Below are 23,180 nucleotides of genomic sequence, written 5' to 3'. Positions count from 1 at the left end.
AAATTCAGAAAGGATCGAAGAAAAGATTCATGAATGACTAAAAAAGCAGTTCCGTGATCTGATACCAGAATGCAGAAGTAAAAAAGCCTACAATAATACTGAACCCGATGATCAGGTTGGTGAGTTTTGTATTCAGCCTGAACTGTTCTGCAATAATACTTGAGGTGACCAGTGTGGGCATTGCTGCTTCAAATACCGTAATTTTTGCTACATTTCCTTTTATTCCCAATAATAAAGCCATTCCCAAGACAATTGCGGGTGCAAGAATAAGCTTGTAAAGCATAGACATGGACATCTGCGGGACCAGTTTTTTCCATCCGTTAAATTTCAGCTGCAACCCGACTGAAAACAAGGCTAAAGGACTTACCGTTGCTGCCAGCTTATCAAAGAAAGGTTCTGCAACAGTAAAGTCAATAAACTGCGACAAAACCAAAGCAGAAATACAACCTATTAATGGTGGGAATGTGATGAGTCTTTTTAAAATAAATACGGCACTTACCTTTCCGGATTTGCTGCCTCCTTTTACTGCCGCAATAATCCCCAGCGTAGAAAGGGCAAAGAACATGGTCTGGTCACAGATAATTGCAATACTCAGAAGCCCTTCACCATAAAAAGCACTAATCAGCGGAAATCCTATGAATGAAGTATTGCTGTAACCACTTGCCAGTTCCAAAGTGCTTCTGGAGCGCCTTGAATAGCCTCTGCTTCTGCTGTAAAACATCATAAAGAAAAAGCAGAACACAGCAATTAAAAATGTGGCTGCAATCGGAAACAGCATTTCTGTTGTCCATTTTACTTTAGGAAGGTATTTAAAAGAAACCGCCGGAAGAGCAAGATAAAGAATCCAGGTATTGATACCCTTATGAGCATCGGGGTGGATAGATTTTGTTGCTTTGAATATCATTCCTGCAATAATGCATACCGCAATCAGAACAAAATTTACCATAACTGTAATAAAATATGGAACAAATTTACGGCTGATTTTTCAGTTGGAAAGGTAAAATTTATATTTTTTTGAGTTAAATTTCTAATGACCTTTTAAACCTTATAGATTTTAAAACCTTAAGGTTAGAGAACTTTTACTGTATTTTAATCTTTCATCACATCCCACAGGCTCATCACCTCAACTTTTTCTAAAGGTTTTGAAAGGATAATTCTTTTGGAAGTGCCAGGCATCAGATCAAAGAAATTATCGCTGAAATGAGTATCCCCGATCAGGTAAACATCTTTGGCTAAAACATCTGTAGAGATTTCAATTTCAGTGGGTGATATTTTTCTGATCTTAATCTCAGGTTTTAAAAGTTTTAAATCTTTCGGTTTATTAAAAAAGAACAGCTTTTCGAATTTTGTATCTTTTTCAGAGCTGATCTTTAAAACAGCTCCTGACAAATCAAACTGAGCCAGCTCTGATTTGCTGATGCTTCGGATTTTCTTACTAATATCAGCATTGATGACATCCGGCTGATTGGCTTTCCAAAGTGTTTTCCCTCTAAAATTAATGAGTTCAAACGTGATATCTGTTGTTAATTCTTTCAGCAGATCACTGATCAGATACACATCATAACTTTTATCTGTTTCCGCTATTGAAATCAAAACAGGTTCAAAGCTTCTTTTCGCCTGATAATGGAAAGCTTTCCAGTTTCCTAAATAATCAATAGAAGACCATGAAACTACCGGCCAACAGTCGTTGAGCTGCCAATACAATGTTCCCATATTATAGGGTTTTGCACGGCGGTGAGCTTCAATGGCAATCTGCATTCCTCTTGCCTGCAACAGCTGTGAAACATAATTATACTGAACAAAATCTGACGGAACTTTGTAATCACGCTTCAGATATTCATTAATGATATCCCAGCCTCTGGCGTGTTTTTCATGTGCTTTGACCGTTGGATTCTGAAGGTTTAAATCAGGAGTTCCGGAAAACATTGATTTTGTCGTTTCAAGACTGGGTGTACCCTGAAAACCATATTCAGACATGAAGCGACCTACTTTTTCGTTGTAAATCTCAAAGGGTTGCTCACCCCACCATACACCCCAGTAATGGGAATCTCCTTCTGTAAGACTTTCTTTATGCCCCCAGCCTATAGACGGAGAACTCGGCCAGTAGATATTTTTATCTGACTTCAGGTTTTCCGCCAATGCCTTGGGAATGACATCGTGAAACAATTTTTTATAGTCTTTCCAAACCTGGAGAGAATCATTTTTTGAATATTTGAACTGCTTCTGGTATCCCCAGTTGACAATGGCTTCATCAATTTCGTTATTCCCGCACCACAAAGCAATGGACGGATGATTCTGAAGTCTGGTGACCTGATCTTTTACTTCTTCTTTTACGTTGTTTAAAAAGGCTTCATCCGCCGGATAGAAACTTCCTGCAAACATAAAATCCTGCCAGACCAGGATTCCGTTTTCATCACAGGCTTTATAAAATTCATCATCTTCATAAATACCTCCGCCCCAGATACGAATCATATTCATATTGGCGTCTTTGATGTCTTTGATCAGTTTCTGATATTTTTCTCTGGTCATTCTTGGTGAAAAACTATCGCCCGGAATCCAGTTGGTTCCTTTGATATACAATGGTTGTCCATTCACTTTAAAGTAAAATGACTTTCCTTTTTTATCTTTTTCCTGAACCAATTCCACGGTTCTTAAGCCTATCTTGATATTTTTAAGATCAATATTTTTCTGATCTTTGGAAAGCTTCACTTTGAAATCATAGAGATTAGCTTCACCACGTCCATTTGGCTGCCAAAGCTTCATCCCGTCAGTATCATAAGGAACCGATATTGTATTGCGTCCTTTTTTTAAAGTAATTTTTTTATGAATGGAATTAAAGTCCAGCGTGTAATCACCTGCATTCTGCGCGTAAATTTCTACGTCAAAGTGTAAGTTTTGAGAGGCTTCAGCAGTTCTGTTCTGGATATCCTTAACGGAAATAATTTTAGCATTATTCCAGAATTCCAGTTGAACGTCTTTCCAGATTCCTGCAGTAACCAACCTTGGCCCCCAGTCCCATCCGAACTGGTATTGTGCTTTTCTTACAAAACTTCTTGGTGATTCGGGCATGGTAAACGGAACTTGCTTTGCGAGTTCTTTTCCGGTATTTACCGCAGAGATAAACCTGATCTGTAATATATTGTTACCTGTTTTCAGATATTGTTTCACCGGGATATTCCATTTCCTGAACATATTATCTGTCTTCTTCAGCAACTTACCGTTTAGATAAATTTCAGAAAAGGTATCCAGTCCGTTAAAGACCAGATCAATATTATCATTCATTAATTCCCGGGAAGAAACCGTAAATGCCGTTTGATAATCCCAGTTTTCATTTTCTATCCACTGTACTTTCTTTTCATTTTCATCTTTATACGGATCCGGAATCATCCTGTTATTCATCAAATCTAGATGAACTGTTCCCGGAACTTTCGCAGGAAGCCAGCTTTGTTCTTTTGAGTTTTTGAACTGCCAGTTCTCCGAAGACAAGCTTCTTTGTGAAAACTGTGCATGAAGGATATTCTGCATGAAAAAAAAAGCAAAAAAGATAGTTTTATTCATTAATAAAATTGTTTTGAATCGTTATCATACCGGTGATTTTGTCATTCCGAGGAACGAAGGAATCTCTATTTTATCAGTCTAGATTCCCGCTACGCCTGGAATGACAACCAGAGTGCGTATTATTTATTCTTCAATGCAATCACCTCATCCGGGCTGGCAAATGCTCCACCATCAGTAATGGCTGAAGAATGAAAGTAACCGGCATTGGTTACCGCTCTTATTTCTTCAATATTGGATGAACGGAGTCCACCTCCAACGAGTATTTCTATCCTTCCGTTGGATAATTCAACCAGTTTCTTCAGATTCTCTTTTCCTTCAGATACATTGGGTTTCTGGCCGGAAGTAAGGATGGTTTTAAAACCGCATTGAATTACTTTCTCTAATGACTCTTCCAAACCTGCGGCACGATCAAAAGCACGGTGAAAAGTACATGGAAGCGGTGAAGCCAACTCTACCAAAACTTTATTCTGTTCCATATTGACCTCATCATTTTCATTCAGGATACCAAATACAAAACCGTCTGCACGCAAGGATTTCAGGTGTATCAAATCATTTTTCATCTGTTCAAATTCTGAATCAGAATACGTAAAATCTCCACCTCTCGGACGGATCATCACAAAAATCGGGATTGTAATTTTTTCACGAAGCTTTTTCATCGTTCCGAAATCCGGAGTAGTTCCGCCTTCACTGAGTCCATCACATAATTCTATTCTATCTGCCCCATTTTCAAAAGCAATGACTGCTGATTCAGGATTAAAACAAGCTAGTTCTATTTTTGACATTACTGTATAGGTTTAATTTTATTTCGGTTCTCACTGCCATACATCTGCAATCAGAAAGGAACCGTTTTCTTTTACTACTTTTATTACTGACGGGTATTCTGCTTTAAAAGTTTTGTCTGTAAGCACTACATTGAAGAGATATTCATCTTTTGAGGAGAGTTCTAAATCACAGCTTCCAACTTCAATTTTATCCCAGTCCTGTGCTGCAATCAGGAAGCCCGCTCCAACACCTGCTTTACTTATATCAAATTTGGATTTCCATTTATCTTGAAATTCTTTTTCAGTAAGGCCTCCGTCTACATCCAGGTCAACATTCATGGCATCTGTTTTATACTCAAAATACTCTTTGGTTGTGATTTTCTGCATATTCTTTTCTTCACTTCCGATATCAGACTTAAAGTAGTCTACAATACTTTTTTCCAGCCATTTCTTAGCATCTTCCGCCTCATTGGTTTCATTATTCAGAACCACTTTCTCTTCTGTCTGCTGCGGTTTGACCTCTGTTTTAATCTCCTTCTTTTCTTCCTTACAAGCAATAATGAGAAGTAAGGAAGCGATAATCGTTCTTTTCATATGTATGTTTTGGCTAAAGCCAATAGATGTTTTATTGATTTGTTTACATGGGCTCAAGCCCATTTCTATGAATTTTTAATTATTTTAAAGCAAATTCAGGTTTTTCAAGGCGGTTTCCTTTCTGGTCATATACCGCAAAGTTGAATCCGTCCTGGATACAATACGAACCATATTCCCCTTGTTTATTGATCGCGATAAAACCTACCTGAATGTCTTTCAGATTTTTGTTTCTTCGCTGATTGATCTTTACAATTCTGTCTACAGCTTCCTTACAAGCTTCCTGTGGATTTCTGCCTTGTCTCATCAGTTCAACCACAAGATGGGTTCCTACGGTTCTTATCACTTCTTCCCCATGGCCGGTTGCTGTAGCTGCTCCCACTTCATTATCTACAAACAGACCAGCTCCGATAATCGGGGAATCTCCTACTCTGCCATGCATTTTAAAAGCCATTCCGCTGGTTGTGCAGGCTCCTGAAAGGTTTCCCTGGGCATCCAAGGCGATCATTCCGATAGTATCGTGATTTTCAATATTGGCGATAGGTTTGTACTGGCTGGTTTTTAGCCATTCTTTCCATTCTTTTTCTGATTCGGGAGTGAGAAGATTTTCTTTTTTAAAACCCTGCGAAAGGGCAAACTGCAAAGCTCCGTCACCTACCAGCATCACATGGGGTGTTTTTTCCATTACTGCTCTGGCTACTGAAATAGGATTCTTGACATGCTCAAGACATGCAACAGAGCCAATATTATAGTTTTCGTCCATGATACAGGCATCCAGTGTTACTCTTCCATCTCTGTCCGGCCGGCCGCCATATCCTACACTTCTTTCTTTAGGGTCCAATTCTACAATACGAACTCCTTTTTCAACCGCATCCAGCGCTTTCCCACCTTTTCCAAGGATGTTCCAAGCTTCTTCATTGGCTTTCAGCCCGAAATTCCAGGTAGAAAGAACAATTGGTTTGTTAACAGCCGTTACAGCTTGTTCAGGTAATTCAGCAGCCATCAGATCCAGTGGATTTACGGCAAATGCAGCTGTTGCAATCCCCAGTTTTTTAATAAAACTTCTTCGGTTATTGTTCATGGTATCTCAAATTGTATAATACCCACAAATCTAAAAAAAAGTTCTATGAAATCCTCATGACATCCATATGAATATCCTTGTATTATTTTATTTATCTTTACTGCTGTAATGGACTCATTTAAAATTTTCAGGAATATTTCTTTCTTTCAGGAACTCTCTGATGAGGAAATTGCCATTCTGGTCAGTATTAGCACTCCGAAACTTCTTAAAAGAAGGGAAAAACTGGTAGAACCCGGAAAACATTTCAATCATTTATTTATTCTTTCCAACGGATTAGTAAGATTTTTCTTTGATGATGAAAACGGGGTTGAAAGTACTCTTTTTTTACCTTCGGAAAAGGAAGCTGTTATTATGGAAAGCCCGGAGTCTTACGCTAATGATAACGAAAGGAAATATACTATAGAAGCTGTATTGGAAAGTCAGATTTTCCTGTTCAATAAGAATGAATTTGAGGAACTTGCATTTCAGCACAGAGGAATTTACAATGTATACTTAAAGTCTTTAAAACAGATTATCAGCATATTAAAAATACGTACGGAACAATTTTGCTCCACCTCTCCTCATTCCAGGTATGAAGAGTTTCTGGAGACACGTCCCTTTACCTCACAAAATGCCAACAGAAAGTATATTGCTAATTTCCTGGGCATCACTCCGAACTCACTTTCGAGGATGACAGCACGCATCCATAAAAAAAGGAACGAAAGAAAAAAATAACTTAGGAATACTTTTTCTCACTTTATTCACTTTATTTTTGCTTACTGAAAATACTGTTACACAAACAATTAAAAGCAAAATGAGAAAAATACAATCTGAAAAACATCTTATTATTGAAATTACCTTTAATCTTTCTTAAGATTCACAGTAATCAGGCATATAAATACTGACGGCCGGATTACGACCTTGTTTACATTTCATTATTACCTTATACAATTATTTTATGCAAAGAACAATCTTACTTCTTTGCCTGTTACTTTCATGCAATTTTGTTCAGGCATCAACAGGCAATATGGAAGACAATATAGCTAATGCTGCATCATGGTTAATCTTATTGGTTCTACCCATTGCAGGAATCTATCTTTTCTGGAAAGTTCATATTTATCCGGAAAAAGTAGCAGAAAAAAAGAAGCATCCTCAGCTGAACGCCATAAAAAGTATGTGCCTCCTTTCCCTTGTTTTTGGAGGCCTTTTATGGCCGGTTGCTTTAATCTGGGCCAACTATGATTATGGAAATCAGAACACTTCAGAAAAAGACACAGAAATCACGGAAGAAGAATTTAAAACCCTCGAAAATTAAGAAATATGCTGGAATTACTAGTCGCAATATATGCCGGAATATGCTGGCTGCTTATCAAAAAATTAAAACTGATCCCCTGGACATTTACCACACAGGTCATCGTGTACTCTTTACCCATTTTTGGATCTGTTGCTTTAATATTGAGTTTAAATTATTACTGTCCCATCACTTCTGACGTAAAGGTAGGAAACCGAAGTGTGGATATTACTACGCAGGTTTTAGGAAAGGTGAAAAAAGTATATGTAACGACCAATCAGGAAGTAAAGAAAGGAGATACTTTATTTGTACTGGACAGAGAACCTTATGTACAGGAAATTAAATCTCTGGAAGCCAAACTAAGTAATATGAAAGCCACTGTAAGCTCTTATAATACGGATATTGCAGCTTCAAGAAAAAACATTGCGGGATTACAGTCTCAGCTGGATCTTGCCAATAAAAGGGCGGCTCAGTACAAAGAACTGGTGGAAGCCGGAGCTGCCAATAAGTTTGATCTTGAGCAGGCACTCACCAATGTACAGGATCTGCAGGCCAGAATAAGTGCTGCACAGGCCCAGCAGCAGTCTTTGGAAACTAAATCGAATGCTTCTTATGGTGGAGAAAATTCATCAGTTTCTGAGATTCAGGCAAAGCTGGATCAGGCCAAGTGGAATCTTTCCCAAACGGTTGTTCTGGCACCCACCGATGGCGTAATTCCTAATGTTCAGCTGAATGAAGGAGCAATCATGGCACCTTTCAAATCTGCTTTTGTCCTGATCCAGAAACAGCAGTCTGTGATTGGCTTTTTTGCACAGAACGAACTGGAAACGGTAAAAAATGGTAATGAAGTGGAGCTGGCTCTTAAAACAGAACCGGGAAAAGTAGTGAAAGCCCGACTTGAATATGTAATTGATGCTACCAGCCAGGGAATTATGAATAACGCCGGAGGAATGCTCGGAGGAAACGGTTCTACAGCAGGACTTCCTGATACTGCAAGACAGTTGCCGGAAACCGACGGAAAACTTATTGCCAAGTTTGTACTGGAAGACAATCAGAAGCAGCTTACCGTGGGAGCAAGAGGTACAGCCGTAATTTATTCTGATCATATAAAACCGCTTCATCTTATCCGAAAAGTAATGGTGCGTGTAAGCAGTAAAATCAATTATCTGATCCCTAAACTTCATTAACATGTACAAGAAATTAATTTTACTGGGGATTCTTTCCGGAAGTTTAAGCTCATGTATTGGTTATAAAGAACCAACAAAAGAAAGCATAACCCAGCTTAAAGAAACAAGTGAAATTGCTTCTCATGTGGAAATTCCGGATGAGTGGATCTTTGACAGACAAGCTAACTCCAGATCTGTTTCCTATGACTGGATCAATGATCTTAAAACCCCTCAGCTGGAAAATCTTATTAATGAAGGAATGCTTTATAATGCTGATCTTATTATTGCGAAGGAAAAACTGAATCAGATTGAGCTGGCCATGGAAATTGCAGGAAGTGATCTTTATCCCAGTGTAAGTGCAGTAGCCAATACTTCCAATAATCTGGTAAGTGATACCCAGATCCGTCGTCTTGCATTGAAAGCCAATTGGGAAATTGACCTTTGGGGTAAAAATAAATCTTCACAGATGGCAGCAACCAGCAGTTATTTTTCTGCAAAATATCAGAATACCCTGCTTCATCAGTCTATTGCAGGGATGATTGCTAAAGCTTATTTCCTGAATATTGCAGGAAATATTCAGGAAGACAAGATTGAGAATTATATTCAGAAGTCTAAAGATCTGGAAAAGCTGTATGTTATTCAAAAGAAGATCGGAACAGCAAATGCTTTGGATATTTCCAACATCTCTGCAGAAATTATTTCTCTGCAGGGCTATCTTGAAAAAGTGAAAAATGCAAATCTACAATCAAGAAGATCATTGGAGTTGCTCACAGGAAAATATCCGGAAGGAAAACTGGCAACACAGAATTACTTCAATGCTGTAAATTCCTCTGTTCCTGAATCCTTTCCTCTTCAGCTTCTGGAGAACAGATCAGACATACAGGCGAATCATTTTCAGATTGAAAAAGCTTTTTACGAAGTACAACAGGCTAAAGCAGCAAGACTTCCATCGTTAAGTATAAGCGCTTCCTTCGGAACTGCCGGAAGTAATGTGGAATCCATCAATTCTCTGTTTTCAAATCCTTTATTAAAAGTGGGTGGCGGATTAGTTTCTCCGTTATTCAACAATGGAAAGTTGAAAAAGAATGTGGAGATAAAAACCTCCCGGCAAAAACAGGTTGTTGAAGAGTATTCAAAAGCCGTCCTGAACGCTCTGAACGAAGTAGAATCCTCTTTAACCAATCTCCGTTCTATAGAAAAGCAGATCACTTACACTACCAGCGCTGTCAATGAACTGAAAAACAATATCAGCCTGACTGAGAAACAAATAAAAGTAGGAACAAACAACAGTTTTGTACTGATCCGTAAACAGAGGGACCTCCTGAAAAATGAAATGAACCTTATCAATCTGGAACTTCAGTACAGAATAGAGCGCATTAATCTTTATATGGCTTTAGGGGCTGAGAACTTCATTTATTCATAATTTTATACTTAAAAAGACTGCGGGTTATTGTCAGCAGTCTTTTTTTATGATTGAGGTTGTTTAAACTTTTATATTAATGCGGTAATTTATCCCTGAAATATCCATACACCCATGTTCCGGCAATGGCACTCAGCAAAGTAACGGATACTGCTAAAGCTCCCGTTCCGATCTGCGCGAACAGAGGCCCGGGGCAGGCTCCGGTAATAGCCCAGCCGAAACCAAAGATCAGCCCGCCGTAGATCTGGCCTTTATTAAACTTTTTAGGGGCAATTCTGATGGGCTCGCCATATATTGTTTTTATATTGAACTTTTTAATCAACGCTACTGAAACGATTCCTACCAATACGGCACTTCCGATGATTCCATACATATGGAAAGACTGCAGACGGAACATTTCCTGTATCCTGAACCAGCTAATCACTTCCGCTTTCACAAAAATAATTCCAAAAATAATCCCTGCCGCAAGATACTTCAGGTTGTGATACCATGGATGGATAAGAATGCTTTCGTTTACACAAACAGTATCCTGGTGACGCATGTTCTGTTCTTTTTCTTTTATCATGATATAAATTTCTCTTTTAAAATTAGACTTACAAAGAAAGAATGACAGGCAGAATAAGATTAGCCATCAAAAATCCTCCGATCATAAAACATATTGTCGCTACCAAAGAAGGCCACTGCAGGTTGGAAAGCCCCATAATAGCATGTCCGCTGGTGCATCCTCCTGCATATCTTGTTCCGAAACCTACCAAAAACCCACCAACAATCATGATGATAAAGCCTCTGAGTGTCAGCAGATTTTCAAAATTCATAAGCTGTTCAGGAACCATATTGCTGTAATCTGTAATTCCGTAGCCGGCCAATTCTGCTTTCAGTTCGGGATTTACCGTTATTTCATTGGGATTAATCAAAAAATGGGCAGCAATCATCCCTCCGAAGAAGATTCCCAGTACAAAAAACAGATTCCAGGCTTCTTTTTTCCAGTTATATTTGAAAAAATTTACATTGGCCGGAATGCAGGCTGCACAGATATGCCTTAACGAAGAGCTAATTCCAAAGGATTTATTGCCCATAATCAACAAAGCGGGTACAGTAAGGCCAATTAACGGACCGGCAATATACCACGGCCACGGTTCTTTTATCATTTCCAACATTTCTTATTTTTTAATCTAATGTATTTAAAATTTTAGTCTGACACACAAAATCACTTTTAGGAATACCTGTGGATGCAATCGCTTTAAAACCTCCTTCAACTTCAGTAAAGTTTCTGAATCCCCTTGCCTGAAGAATGCTTGCTGCCATTGTACTTCTGTAGCCGCTTCCGCAATGCATGTAGAAATGTTCTGACGGCTCTATCTCACGAATCCACTTATTGATATATGCCAGAGGCTTGCTGTAAGCTTCATGAATATGTTCTGCATTGTATTCACTTTCTTTTCTTATATCGATGATTTTTGCTTCTTTTCCTTTGATTTCGGTTTCAAATTGCTCTGCAGAAATACGGTTGACAAAGTCAGTTTCCTTTCCGCTTTTTTTCCATGCTTCAAAGCTTCCTTCCAAAAAACCAAGGATATTGTCGAACCCTACTCTGCTCAACCGCGTTACCGCTTCTTCTTCAGTTCCTTTTTCAGTGACCAGCAGAATAGGCTGGTTTACATCTGCAATTAATGCACCTACCCAGGGAGCAAAATCACCATCCAGTCCTATATTGACAGACTGTGGGATAAAGCCTCTGGCAAAATCATGGTTAGTTCTTACGTCTAAAATCAAAGCTCCTGAAGCTTCAGCAATTTCCTCAAACTGTTCCGGAACCAGAGCATGCAAACCTTGCGAAAGAACTTTATCAAAACTGCTGTATCCTTTTTTGTTCATCATGACATTCATCCCGAAATAAGCCGGCGGTGGTAAAAGTCCGTCCGTAACTTCTTTAATAAAGCTCTCCCGGTCTTTCTGATTTAAAGCATAATTGGTTCTTTTTTGGTTTCCCAATGTATCTACTGTTTCTTTCTGCATGTTTTTACCACAGGCAGAACCTGCGCCATGAGCCGGATAGACGGTAATCTCATCATGTAAAGGTAAAATCTTGTTATAGAGACTATCGTATAAAAGGTCAGCCAGCTCTTCCTGTGTCAGATTTGCACCTTTCTGTGCCAGATCCGGACGTCCAACATCCCCGAGGAACAAGGTATCACCACTGAAAAGTGCTTTCTCAGCTCCATTTTCATCAATCAGCAGATAGCATGTACTTTCAAGGGTGTGTCCCGGCGTGTGAAGAACCTTAATTTTGATGTCCCCGATTTCAAATATTTGTTCATCCTCTGCAATAATGGCCTCAAAATCAGGATTGGCAGTCGGTCCATAGACAATTGGGGCACCTGTTTTATGGCTTAAATCAAGATGTCCGCTGACGAAATCTGCATGAAAATGGGTTTCAAAAATATATTTCAATTCTACTTCATCTTCTTTCAGTCTGTTGATATAAGGCTGAGTTTCTCTTAAAGGGTCAATAATAGCAGCTTCTCCGGCTGAGGTGATGTAATAAGCTCCCTGTGCCAGGCAACCTGTATAAATCTGTTCTATTTTCATTGTATTTATTTTTTGATTTTGTTATCTGGTACAAATCTCCTGCTTTCTTTTCTCCTCCACAGCTACTTTTGTTACATAAGAGGATTAAAGGAAAATTTCTTTAGTAATAATATAAATACCCATAATTAGGATAAACCAGCCGAATGCCGGTTTCAGTTTTTTACCGTCAATTTTTTTTGATAGTTGAGAACCTATGACTATTCCTGCTATGGCAATGACTGTAATCGAAATCAATAGTTTCCAATCTATTTTCATATGATTGACAGAAGAAAAGAATCCAATCAAAGAATTCAGGGAGATAATGACCAGAGAAGTTCCTATCGCAATTTTCATAGGGATTTTCAGCAGATTGACCAGTGCAGGAATGATCATAAATCCTCCTCCAGCTCCCACCAACCCGGTTAAAACACCTACTATTGAGCCCTGTCCTGCTGCCTGGAAGACATTATTCTTATCGGTTTTATGTTCTGAAGTATTTTTTCTTATCATTTTATAAGAAGCCAGAATCATTAACCCGGCAAAAATCAGCAGTAAAAAAATGTTTCTGGTCATGGTAAAGTTCTGTATTCTGAATATTTCATCAGGAATCAAGGGAAGAAGGTACGTTCTGGTCAGAAAAATAGAAATTATGGAAGGAACTCCAAAGACCATTGCAATTTTAAAATTGATCAATCCTTTTTTAAAATATGACACTGAACCTACAAGGCTGCTTATCCCTACTATAAAGAGAGAATATTCTGTTGCCATAAAGGCATCGATACCAAAAAGATAAACGAGAACAGGAACGGTGAGAATACTTCCTCCACCTCCTATTAAACCGAGAGAAATGCCGATAAAAACGGCTGCTGTATATCCTATAATTTCCATTTCACTATTCAAATAATTCTGATGCAAAAATGGAAAATCAGGATGAGGGCTACAGCTACTTTTGTTACATAAGGAGACTGCTTCACCTTTGGTCCGCAATGACCCTGTCAAAAATTCTATGAATTTTTGCCACCCCTCCGGAGGAGGGGGGATGGTCTACGTATCAGTAAATTGAAATGGGATTTATTAATTAAGGGATTTCAGAAGGGTAATTTTATTTCTTCCGAGTTTTAGTTTCCCATCTTCTTCCAGCTGTTTGAGGAGTCTGGATACGACTACTCTTGCGGTTCCAAGCTCATTGGCCAGCTGCTCATGGGTGGTATGAATGGTTTCTGAACGGGTAAGCTCTGATTTTTTCTGCAAAAGATTCAGCAGCCTTTCGTCTACTTTTTTAAAGGCAATAGCATTGATAATATCCAAAAGCTCTTCAAATCGTTTATGATACAGCCTGAAGATATAATCCAACCATTCGGGATGTTCTTTGATGAATAAAGACACCTTATCCAGTGGTAAGAAAAGAATTTCAGCATCTTCTTCGATCTCAGCTCTTACAATACTTTTTTCATTGTGCATTCCACCCAGAAAAGACATAATACAGCTCTCTCCAGCTTTGATGTAGTACAGTAAAATTTCACGTCCGTCTTCTTCTGTTCTGATGACTTTCAGCATTCCTTTCATCACAATAGGAATGGAACGGATGGAGGCATTTTCATCTAAAATAATATCTCCTTCATGATAATTTTTCGTTATACCGTACTGATAGAGCTTTTCTACCAGTTCCGGAGATGATGAAAATTCGGAAGAAAGTATGGTGTCGTCCTGCATTTTTTATTCTAATTTACACCAATTTCATCAACAAACAACCATGCTTTGGAATCTGCTCCGGGATTTCCTGCCGGGATAATTCCTGCATTTTCAATATTTATCTTAAGATATTTTGCATTCTGTGCTCCTACATTTACTTTGATTTTGCCATGAGCAGCCTGAATTTCCGATGCTCCGATTTCTTTGATCAGCTTAAAATTCCTGTTATCATCAGAAACAAAAATCTTTGCAGACTTTGCAAGGTGAATCCAGCTTCCTTTATTTTCAAGAGTATTGAAATAAACTTCTGAAAAAGCTGTTTTCTGGCCAAAATCTATGGTTGCCACCACGTCTTTTCCCTGAAAACCAAGCCAGGTTTTACCCAATTGCTTTATATTTCCGATAATACCGTCCACTAAAGTAAAAGCACCACCGAAAGAATAGTTTTCACTCGGCTGTTGTTCTAAGGTTATATTCTTTCCCGTAGTTTTTGAAACAGTAAACTCCTGTGTAGAAACAGCGCTCTTCAACTGACCGTCTTCAAAATAAGCTGATTTTATTGTTAAAGAATTAGGGATCTGAACTGCCTTCTGATACGTTTTAGAGTTAAGCGTAGGAACAGTTCCATCCAAAGTATATCTGATACCGTTTGCATTTTGTGAGGTTGACAGTTCGTAGGCAATTCCGTTATTGGAAGGAATTACTTTTCCGGTGATGTTATAAATGCTTCTTGCATAGTTCACTTTCATTTCATCAAGAATTTTGAACTGATTAATCACTCTGTTTTCAAATTCTTTATAGTTTTCAGGATCCGATGTTCCCCATCCTACTTCAGAAAGCGCCATTAATCTTGGAAAGATCATGTACTGCACCTGTTTAAAATCCAAAATATATTCTGTCCAAAGATTAGCCTGGACTCCCATGATGTATTTGGCCTGCTCTGCGTTTAGCTCGGAAGGAACGGGATTGTAAGAGTATACTTTGTCTAAAGGAGTAAAACCGCCAAAAGCATTAGGCTCAGATTGAGGATCACCCTGATAATGATCAAAATAACAGTATGCTCCCGGAGTCATTACAGCAAAGTGTTTTGATTTTGCCGCTTCAATACCTCCGTTTACACCAGTCCAGCTCATTACGGCTGCATTCGGTGCTAATCCTCCTTCTAAGATTTCGTCCCAACCGATGATTTTCCGGCCTTTGCTGTTCACATATTTTTCAATACGATGAATAAAGTAGCTCTGTAAGCCATGTTCATCTTTTAAATTATTTTTTTTGATCAGTTCCTGGCAGTGTGCACATTCTTTCCATCGTGTTTTCGGACATTCATCACCACCGATGTGAATATATTGAGATGGGAAAAGCTTTATCACTTCATCAAGAACGTTTTCCAGAAAAGTAAATGTTTGATCTTTCGGGCAGAATACATCATCAAAAACGCCCCATTTAGTAGCCACTTCAAAAGGTCCTTTTGTACATGCCAGTTCAGGATATGCGGACAGCGCCGCCAAAGCATGTCCCGGCATTTCTATTTCCGGAACAACAGTAATATGCCTGTCCTGAGCATATTTTACCACTTCTCTTATCTGTTCCTGAGTATAATAATAAGGTCCGTAAGGCGTACCGTCAAATGTATTGTCGACGTAAGCCCCGATCATAGACTCCTTACGTTTTGAGCCAACCTGAGTAAGCTTCGGATATTTTTTGATTTCAATTCTCCATCCCTGATCATCCGTTAAATGCCAGTGGAAAGTATTCAGCTTGTACATCGCGAGATAGTCGATATACTGCTTCACCTCATCTACTGTAAAAAAGTGACGGCAGACATCCAGATGCATTCCTCTCCAGGCAAACTTTGGCTGGTCTTCAATTTTTAAAGCAGGAATTTTCTTAGTTTCCTTATATTGTTCAAAAATCTGAATCAGAGTCTGCAGCGCAAGGAAATACCCTTGTCTGGTATAAGATTTTATATGAATCTGTTTCGGAGAAATTTCTATGGAATAATATTCTTTTTTCTGCTCAGCAATGGCTGAAGGTGACGGCATTACAGTATTGATCAGATGAATTCCATTCCCTTTCTGGATATTCTGAAATTTGAACTGAGGACTTAAACGTTTCTTAAAATATTCCGTCTCTTCTTTTGGCAGATTATTGCTTAATACAAGCGTTTCCGGAATTACAAATTCTCCCTGAAGAAGCTCAAGCTTTTGAGGATAAGGAATTAAATTCAATTTATTTTGGGCAAAAATCACGTTTGAAAGCAATATAAAAAATACTAAAAAAGTCCGTATCATTGAAAGTGGTTAAGGTTTGAGCTAAGATAATTATTTTTCAAAACTCCGGGAGTCTTTTTAAAAACAAAATTCAGATATCTTAATTGTTCGGTTTTTTATGAAGCGTACAATTTTAAATTGCTAACTGACTTCTATAGAAATTGTTCTATTATATTCTGTGCATTATGGTTTGCTTTTTGATCAACTTTGACAACTTAAAAAAATTAAAAGGCTTAAATTTGTAAAAAAATATGATGAAAAAAAGCATTTTTGTGGCAGCCGGATTATTATTCTCAATGTCAGCACAGGCGCAAATTTTAGATATTATAAAATCTACCGTTAAAGACAAAACCGGTGTGGACCTTAATGTTCCGGTAAAAAATAATGGTACGGCAACTCCAACCAAGACTACCACTACCACTTCTGGTAATTCTTCTGCCAATATTGGAAACCTCACTTCTACTCAGATTTCTTCAGGATTAAAAGAAGCTTTAAGTATGGGAGTAACCGATGGGGTTAAAAAACTGGCAGTAACCGATGGTTTTTTCAAGAATGAAGCGGTAAAAATTTTAATGCCTGAAAAGTTAAGAAAGATTGATACAACCTTACGTTCCATCGGTATGGGCAGTCTTGCAGATGAAGGCGTTAAGCTATTGAACAGAGCTGCTGAAGATGCTGTAACAGAAGCCGCTCCTATTTTCACCAATGCTATTACTTCCATGACGATTACAGACGCAAAAAATATTCTGTTAGGCAGTAATAATGCAGCAACAAATTATCTTCAGGAAAAAACACAAACCCAGCTTTTCAATGCTTTTCAGCCTAAAGTAAAAGCTTCGTTAGGAAAAGTAGGGGCTGATACACTTTGGAAAAACCTGATTTCAAAATACAATACATTTACAGGGCAGTCTGTAACAACAGATCTTAATGAATATGTTACTACAGAAACCATTAACGGAGTATTCAAAATGGTGGCAGATAAGGAAAGCGGGATCAGAAATACACCTGCTATGAGAACGACAAGTATTCTGCAGAAGGTTTTTGGGGCACAGGATGGGAGATAAATGAGGAGTTAGATAATATAGGATAAACTAACCGCTACGATTTTAAATATAAAAAGCTGTTTCATGATGAAATAGCTTTTTTTACTTTCTTTTGTCTTAAAACAAAAGAAACAAAAATTCAAGACCTGGATCTCTCCGCTAAAAAATAAATCCTGTTCTCTAAAAATTCTAAACTTGCGCGAAATCATCATTTCTTAATTGGTTCTGATTTGCTCTCGCGCTTCGGACACAAGAATTTTCTTAACGTTCACAACATTTATTTTTTTAACGCTCCGATCTCCTATGTTGTTTATTTCTTAAGATTTATAAAAAAGTTTCGGCCTCACTTTGTGAGGCCGAAACTTTTTTATTTTTAAACAGATTAAAACTGCATTTCAGGAATTTCTCCTTCAATGATCAGATCTGCTTCTGTCGCTTTGATAATATCTTCTACTGAGACACCCGGTGCTCTTTCCACCAGCTTGAATCCTGCCGGAGTTACATCCAGAACAGCTAACTCAGTAACCACTTTCTTCACACAGTTTACTCCTGTTAAAGGAAGCGTACATTTTTTAAGGATTTTACTTTCTCCTGCTTTATTTACGTGCATCATTGCAACAATAATATTTTCAGCAGAAGCTACAAGATCCATGGCTCCTCCCATTCCTTTAACCATTTTTCCCGGAATTTTCCAGTTGGCAATATCTCCGTTCTCTGAAACCTCCATAGCTCCAAGGATGGTAAGGTCTACTTTCTGACCACGGATCATCCCGAAACTGAATGCGGAATCAAAAAAAGAACCTCCTTCCAATATAGTGATAGTCTGCTTTCCGGCATTAATGATATCAGCATCTTCTTCTCCTTCGAAAGGGAAAGGTCCCATCCCCAACACTCCGTTCTCACTCTGGAATTCTACGGAAATACCTTCCGGAACATAGTTGGCAACCAAAGTAGGAATCCCAATTCCCAGGTTTACATAATAACGATCTTTCAGTTCTTTTGAAATTCTTTTGGCAATTTGTTCTTTTGTAAGCATAATAAAAACTTAGACTGCAATTTAATTATTTTCACTTGAATACAAAAGGCCTTTGTTGTATTCAACAATTAACACTGTTAGTTAAAATAATATCTGTAATTTTGCTTCATTATTTTAACAGAATGAAAATACTTTTTAGATATCTTAAACCTTATCAGTGGCTGATTATCATTTCTTTGTTTCTGGCTACTGTCAATCAGGTTTTTTCGTTATTTGCCCCGGCTATTACAGGAAATATCCTGGATCAGCTGGTTACTCATCCTAACTTTTTTGATAAAGAAAAACTGCTTCCCAGAAACCTGAACGAATATTTATATGGAAGCTCCGCTTATCATGGTGCTTTTTATTTCCTGGGGCTTCTGATTGGAACAGCAATGGTGAGCAGAATTGCCAAAGCTTTTCAGGATTATGTGGTAAGCGTTATTACACAAAAATTCGGAGCAAAAATATTTACAGATGGTTTAAAGCACTCTATGGCGTTGCCTTATCAGGAATTTGAAGATCAGAGAAGTGGGGAAACCCTTTCTATTTTAACGAAAGTAAGGGAAGACACGGTAAAATTCATTACAAATTTCATCAATATTTTCTTTGGGATTCTGGTGAGTATTATTTTCGTGTCCGTATACGCAATCCGCTTACACTGGTCTATTATGCCGGTTTATATCTGTGGAATTTTCTTTATTGCCATTGTTACGAATTTACTGAGCAAAAGAATAAAAGTCATCCAGAAAAATATTGTGACTGAAACCACAGCTTTGGCCGGAAGTACTACAGAGAGTTTAAGAAACATCGAGATTGTTAAAAGTTTAGGATTAACCAATCAGGAAGTAATCCGTTTAAATAACAATACCTATAAAATCCTTGGCCTTGAACTGAGAAAGGTGAAAAGCATCCGTTCTTTGAGTTTTATCCAGGGAACAATGGTGAATTTTCTTCAGCAGATGATTACCCTGACATTATTGTATTTGATTTTTAAAAATATTGTGACTCCGGGTCAATATCTGTCTCTGATGTTTTATGGCTTCTTTATTTTCGGGCCTATGCAGGAGATTGGAAATATCATCATTTCTTACCGTGAGGCAGAGGCTTCTCTTCAGAATTTTGACCGTTTAATGAAAAAGGATGTGGAAGAAAAACCGCTTCACCCGAAACAGATCGGTGCTATTGAAGAACTGGAATTCAAGCATGTTTCTTTCAAACATCAATCTGCTCAGTACAAAGCTTTGAATAATATTTCCTTTGATGTCAAAAACGGAGAAACCATTGCTTTTGTAGGACCAAGCGGTTCCGGAAAAAGTACCCTCGTCAAATTACTGGTTGGACTGTACAGACCGCAGGAAGGAAATATTTTTTATAATGGTATTAATGGAAAAGAATTTGATTTTGATGAGCTGAGAAATCAGATTGGTTTTGTTACACAGGATACTCAGTTGTTTGCAGGAACCATTAAAGAAAACCTTCTCTTTGTTAACCCTTCGGCGACTGATGAGGAGCTGGCAATTGCTTTACAGAAATCAAGCTGTACGGCATTGCTGGAAAGAGCAGAGAAAGGTATTGAAACCATTATCGGCGAAGGTGGTCTGAAGCTGAGTGGCGGTGAAAAGCAGAGAATTGCTATCGCAAGGGCTCTTCTGAGAAAACCTCATCTGTTGATCTTTGATGAAGCTACTTCTGCGCTTGACAGTATCACTGAAGAAGAAATCACCACTACGATAAAAGACATTTCAAAAGAAAAAGAACAGATTACTGTCCTTATTGCCCACCGTTTAAGTACGATTATGCATGCAGACAAAATCTATGTTCTTGAACGCGGACAAATTGTAGAAACGGGTTCCCATGCCAATCTTATTGACGAAAAAGGACTGTACTACGCCATGTGGAGACAACAGATCGGAGAAAGAAAAACACTTACTCCGCAAGCATAAAAAAAGCGCTGAAACTGTTTTCAGCGCTTTTTATTTTATTATTTATTCTTTAGGTCTTACTGTTCTCTGCTCAATTCTTTTTTCAAATTTTTCTCCCTGGAAAATTCGCTGAACCATAATTCCCGGAATGTGAATTTCATTGGGATCTAATTGTCCCGGTTCTACCAGCTCTTCTACTTCAGCAATAGTAATCTTTGCAGCACCTGCCATCGGATGGTTGAAGTTTCTCGCAGAACCTTTGAAAATAAGGTTTCCGGCATGATCTCCTTTCCATGCTTTTACGATAGAGAAATCTGCATCATAAGCGTGCTCAAGGATATGAGGTTTTCCTTTGAATTCTTTTACTTCTTTTCCTTCAGCTACTTCAGTTCCGTAACCTGCAGGAGTGTAAAAAGCCGGAATTCCCGCCTGAGCAGCTCTGCATTTTTCAGCTAAAGTTCCCTGAGGAGTAAGTTCTACATCCAGCTCCCCGGAAAGCATCTGTCTTTCAAATTCAGCATTTTCTCCTACATACGAAGAGATCATTTTCTTAATCTGTCTTTTGTGAAGCAGTAATCCTAATCCGAAATCGTCTACTCCCGCATTGTTTGAAATGCAAGTAAGATCTTTCACATCGCTTTCTACCAAAGCATTGATTGAGTTTTCAGGAATTCCGCAAAGTCCAAACCCGCCAAGCATCAGTGTCATTCCATCTTTAATTCCTTCGATGGCCTCCTTTGCATTTTTTACTCTTTTATCTATCATGAAATATTAGATTTTTCTGTTGGCTAAATTTAATAAATTTTCCTGTATATCTGATAAATGGAAAAGCCTTTGGAATTCCATATTGTTTTCCCACCATATAAAATAATAGAAATCAAATATTTACCCATAAAAATGAACAGATCTGTTCGTTTTTTGTGGGATTTTTCATCAAGATGGTTTATCTTTGGGGCTTTAAATTCAGAAATACAGCTTATATGTTGTTTTCAGATATCATTTTAAACACAATTTTAATGTAGAAATTATTTTATGAAAGGCAGCTATTGTCGCTTTACTTCTATGGTCTATACACAGATCTTTTATATCAATCGTCACATTAATCATATACAATATTAAGATTACATAAAAACATGAAAAAATTACTTACCTCAGCATTACTTGCACTGGTACTTAGCGTCAATGTGTACGCACAGGAGAGAACTTATTTCGATCAAGACTGGGAAAAAACCACTCAGGATAAAATGGAATATTACCGTGAAACAAGTTCAAAAGGAAAACTAACCTTTATCAAAGATTTCTATAAGGATGGAAAACTTCAGATGGAAGGTCTTGCTTCGGATCCTACCCCAAACAGTGAAGTCTTTGAGGGAAAAGTTACCTGGTATACCCCTGAAGGAAAAGTATCAAATTTTGCCACCTATTCCAAAGGTCAGCAGATAGGTCCTGCCCAGACATATGATGTTAAAGGCCGACTGACAGAAGATGTGGTATATAAAGCTGACGGGACTTTTTCAGGAAAAATGTTCAGCTATAAAGATGCTGAAGAAGGGGTTGATTTTAATATCCTGGTTGATTATGAAAACTCCATACCTGTCAAAACAACGATTTATGATGATGACATTAAAGGCATCAGAAGTGAAACCATTACCGGTAAGGATTACAATACTGAAACGAAGTATTACGGAGAAAAGGGGAAATATCTGGGAAGCGGCACCAGCGGTCCGGGCGAAAATATGGTAGTTGATTATTATTCCAACCCGATGAGGATTTCCAGGATAGAGAAATACAGAAATGATGGCAGTGTAAAGGAAAGCGTATCCTATAGCAAAAGCGGAAAAGTTTTACAGGAGCAGAAAATGAATAAGAAAGATGGCTACAAAACCACTTATGATGAGTCAGGCAAAAAAATAGGACATCTTATTTATCAGTATGATAAGGAAAGTGATATTTACAACGCAATGGATGGTGAAGATTACCAGATTTCTTATTCACAGATTTCATCGATCGATATGTATGAAAAAGGCTCGATTGTAAACAGTAAGATCTTTGATGAAAACGGGAAATTATCCTATGAAAAGTTCTTAAAAGATGACATCACCCAGGAAATTAAATATTATGCTCCTGATGGAACATTGAAATCAACATTAACGTATAAAGATGGTATTCCTTATAGTGGTTCATCTTATGAAGGCTTTAATGAAACAGTTTATAAGAACGGTATTATTTCGAATATCAAAAACTTTTTTGAAGATCATACGCTGAATTATGAGAAAAAGCTGAATGCTAAGCAAACAAACTATGAAACAACTGTTTATGACAGAAATGGCACTGTTCTGTATACTTTTTCACAACCTGTAAGTGAAGACGGAGAAGATTATTCCTTTACGGCACAAATTACACAATATGTAAAAGGTAAGCCTGCCAATAAGTCTTCTGTAAAAGAAGGTGTTATTCAATCCGGAAAAATCAGACTAAACACATTAGATGGCGCCAAAGAACTTGAACGTAACGGAAAATGGGTTCTTTTAAGACTTTATAATACGGATGGAAAGCTTATTCAGGAAACGAAGACGCTGGCCGATGCTCAGGATGAAAATGCCTCTGCTGAAAACCAGACGCTGTTAAGTGAGGATGATCTGTACAATCAGTTTGACTAATTATCACAACTATAATATCAAAGGCGGTTTCAATTTTTGGAATCGCTTTTTATTATTTGTCCACAAATGACGTAGATTTTTATGAATCTATGTGAACTTATTCAATGCAGGAATATCCTCTTCATTAACTTTAAGTGGTTAAAAACTTTTGTGACTTTTG

Annotated in this window: 20 protein-coding genes; 7 read left to right on the top strand and 13 right to left on the bottom strand. The window is 37.9% G+C overall.

Annotated elements, in window-relative coordinates; genetic code table 11:
• Nucleotides 1-37: 37 nt before the first annotated feature.
• The 5 genes from EL165_RS25220 to EL165_RS25200 all read right to left on the bottom strand — a co-directional run bounded on the left by EL165_RS25220 (nucleotide 38) and on the right by EL165_RS25200 (nucleotide 5,991).
• A complete protein-coding gene (locus EL165_RS25220; RefSeq protein WP_002980608.1) occupies nucleotides 38-946 on the bottom strand; it encodes an AEC family transporter in 909 nt (302 codons plus the stop codon).
• Between the two features lie 143 nt (nucleotides 947-1,089).
• Nucleotides 1,090-3,558 carry a beta-mannosidase gene (locus EL165_RS25215; protein WP_002980610.1) on the bottom strand — a complete coding sequence of 823 codons (2,469 nt, stop codon included), beginning with the start codon at nucleotides 3,556-3,558 and terminating at the stop codon, nucleotides 1,090-1,092.
• A gap of 119 nt (nucleotides 3,559-3,677) precedes the next feature.
• Nucleotides 3,678-4,340, bottom strand: a complete 663-nt coding sequence (locus tag EL165_RS25210; RefSeq protein WP_002980613.1) for a copper homeostasis protein CutC — start codon at nucleotides 4,338-4,340, stop codon at nucleotides 3,678-3,680.
• A gap of 30 nt (nucleotides 4,341-4,370) precedes the next feature.
• Nucleotides 4,371-4,913 carry a hypothetical protein gene (locus EL165_RS25205; protein ID WP_041461524.1) on the bottom strand — a complete coding sequence of 181 codons (543 nt, stop codon included), beginning with the start codon at nucleotides 4,911-4,913 and terminating at the stop codon, nucleotides 4,371-4,373.
• A 79-nt stretch (nucleotides 4,914-4,992) separates the two neighbouring features.
• Nucleotides 4,993-5,991 carry an isoaspartyl peptidase/L-asparaginase family protein gene (locus tag EL165_RS25200; protein WP_002980617.1) on the bottom strand — a complete coding sequence of 333 codons (999 nt, stop codon included), beginning with the start codon at nucleotides 5,989-5,991 and terminating at the stop codon, nucleotides 4,993-4,995.
• A 108-nt stretch (nucleotides 5,992-6,099) separates the two neighbouring features.
• On the opposite strand from EL165_RS25200, the gene EL165_RS25195 reads away from it, so the two are divergent.
• The 4 genes from EL165_RS25195 to EL165_RS25180 all read left to right on the top strand — a co-directional run bounded on the left by EL165_RS25195 (nucleotide 6,100) and on the right by EL165_RS25180 (nucleotide 9,850).
• The gene (locus tag EL165_RS25195) at nucleotides 6,100-6,705 is read left to right on the top strand and encodes a Crp/Fnr family transcriptional regulator (RefSeq protein WP_002980619.1); all 606 of its coding nucleotides are present in this window, start codon (nucleotides 6,100-6,102) and stop codon (nucleotides 6,703-6,705) included.
• Between the two features lie 292 nt (nucleotides 6,706-6,997).
• A complete protein-coding gene (locus EL165_RS25190) occupies nucleotides 6,998-7,285 on the top strand; it encodes a DUF3302 domain-containing protein (RefSeq protein ID WP_002980621.1) in 288 nt (95 codons plus the stop codon).
• A 5-nt stretch (nucleotides 7,286-7,290) separates the two neighbouring features.
• Entirely contained in the window at nucleotides 7,291-8,448 is a 1,158-nt protein-coding gene (locus EL165_RS25185) for an HlyD family secretion protein (RefSeq protein WP_002980623.1), read from the top strand.
• Between the two features lies 1 nt (nucleotide 8,449).
• The gene (locus EL165_RS25180) at nucleotides 8,450-9,850 is read left to right on the top strand and encodes a TolC family protein (protein ID WP_002980624.1); all 1,401 of its coding nucleotides are present in this window, start codon (nucleotides 8,450-8,452) and stop codon (nucleotides 9,848-9,850) included.
• A 73-nt stretch (nucleotides 9,851-9,923) separates the two neighbouring features.
• Here EL165_RS25180 and EL165_RS25175 read toward each other — a convergent pair whose 3' ends face one another.
• The 6 genes from EL165_RS25175 to EL165_RS25150 form a co-directional block, all read right to left on the bottom strand.
• Nucleotides 9,924-10,388 carry a DUF6691 family protein gene (locus EL165_RS25175; RefSeq protein ID WP_228370564.1) on the bottom strand — a complete coding sequence of 155 codons (465 nt, stop codon included), beginning with the start codon at nucleotides 10,386-10,388 and terminating at the stop codon, nucleotides 9,924-9,926.
• 52 nt (nucleotides 10,389-10,440) lie between these two features.
• Nucleotides 10,441-11,004 (bottom strand): YeeE/YedE family protein, encoded by a 564-nt coding sequence (locus EL165_RS25170; protein WP_002980628.1) that lies wholly within the window; start codon nucleotides 11,002-11,004, stop codon nucleotides 10,441-10,443.
• A 10-nt stretch (nucleotides 11,005-11,014) separates the two neighbouring features.
• Nucleotides 11,015-12,436, bottom strand: coding sequence for an MBL fold metallo-hydrolase (locus tag EL165_RS25165; protein ID WP_002980629.1), 1,422 nt, complete (start codon nucleotides 12,434-12,436; stop codon nucleotides 11,015-11,017).
• A gap of 84 nt (nucleotides 12,437-12,520) precedes the next feature.
• Nucleotides 12,521-13,303, bottom strand: a complete 783-nt coding sequence (locus tag EL165_RS25160; RefSeq protein ID WP_002980631.1) for a sulfite exporter TauE/SafE family protein — start codon at nucleotides 13,301-13,303, stop codon at nucleotides 12,521-12,523.
• A gap of 186 nt (nucleotides 13,304-13,489) precedes the next feature.
• Entirely contained in the window at nucleotides 13,490-14,128 is a 639-nt protein-coding gene (locus EL165_RS25155; protein WP_002980633.1) for a Crp/Fnr family transcriptional regulator, read from the bottom strand.
• Between the two features lie 8 nt (nucleotides 14,129-14,136).
• Nucleotides 14,137-16,398: a glycoside hydrolase family 20 protein gene (locus tag EL165_RS25150; protein WP_002980635.1), complete on the bottom strand. Its 2,262-nt coding sequence runs from the start codon at nucleotides 16,396-16,398 to the stop codon at nucleotides 14,137-14,139.
• A gap of 230 nt (nucleotides 16,399-16,628) precedes the next feature.
• On the opposite strand from EL165_RS25150, the gene EL165_RS25145 reads away from it, so the two are divergent.
• Nucleotides 16,629-17,441: a DUF4197 domain-containing protein gene (locus EL165_RS25145; protein WP_002980638.1), complete on the top strand. Its 813-nt coding sequence runs from the start codon at nucleotides 16,629-16,631 to the stop codon at nucleotides 17,439-17,441.
• Nucleotides 17,442-17,802: 361 nt separating this feature from the next.
• Here the strand turns inward: EL165_RS25145 and EL165_RS25140 are convergent, their stop codons facing one another.
• The gene (locus EL165_RS25140) at nucleotides 17,803-18,456 is read right to left on the bottom strand and encodes a CoA transferase subunit B (RefSeq protein WP_002980639.1); all 654 of its coding nucleotides are present in this window, start codon (nucleotides 18,454-18,456) and stop codon (nucleotides 17,803-17,805) included.
• A gap of 122 nt (nucleotides 18,457-18,578) precedes the next feature.
• Here EL165_RS25140 and EL165_RS25135 point away from each other — a divergent pair, with 122 nt between their 5' ends.
• On the top strand, nucleotides 18,579-20,381 hold the full coding sequence (locus EL165_RS25135) for an ABC transporter ATP-binding protein (protein ID WP_002980641.1): 1,803 nt from the start codon (nucleotides 18,579-18,581) through the stop codon (nucleotides 20,379-20,381).
• Nucleotides 20,382-20,423: 42 nt separating this feature from the next.
• Here the strand turns inward: EL165_RS25135 and EL165_RS25130 are convergent, their stop codons facing one another.
• Entirely contained in the window at nucleotides 20,424-21,125 is a 702-nt protein-coding gene (locus tag EL165_RS25130; RefSeq protein ID WP_002980643.1) for a CoA transferase subunit A, read from the bottom strand.
• Between the two features lie 368 nt (nucleotides 21,126-21,493).
• On the opposite strand from EL165_RS25130, the gene EL165_RS25125 reads away from it, so the two are divergent.
• Nucleotides 21,494-23,020: a toxin-antitoxin system YwqK family antitoxin gene (locus EL165_RS25125; protein WP_002980645.1), complete on the top strand. Its 1,527-nt coding sequence runs from the start codon at nucleotides 21,494-21,496 to the stop codon at nucleotides 23,018-23,020.
• Nucleotides 23,021-23,180: the final 160 nt, after the last annotated feature.

Source organism: Chryseobacterium gleum (assembly GCF_900636535.1).
Classification (GTDB): domain Bacteria; phylum Bacteroidota; class Bacteroidia; order Flavobacteriales; family Weeksellaceae; genus Chryseobacterium; species Chryseobacterium gleum.
Note: the sequence above shows the minus strand (reverse complement) of the source record. Positions and strands in the feature narration are given on the sequence as shown.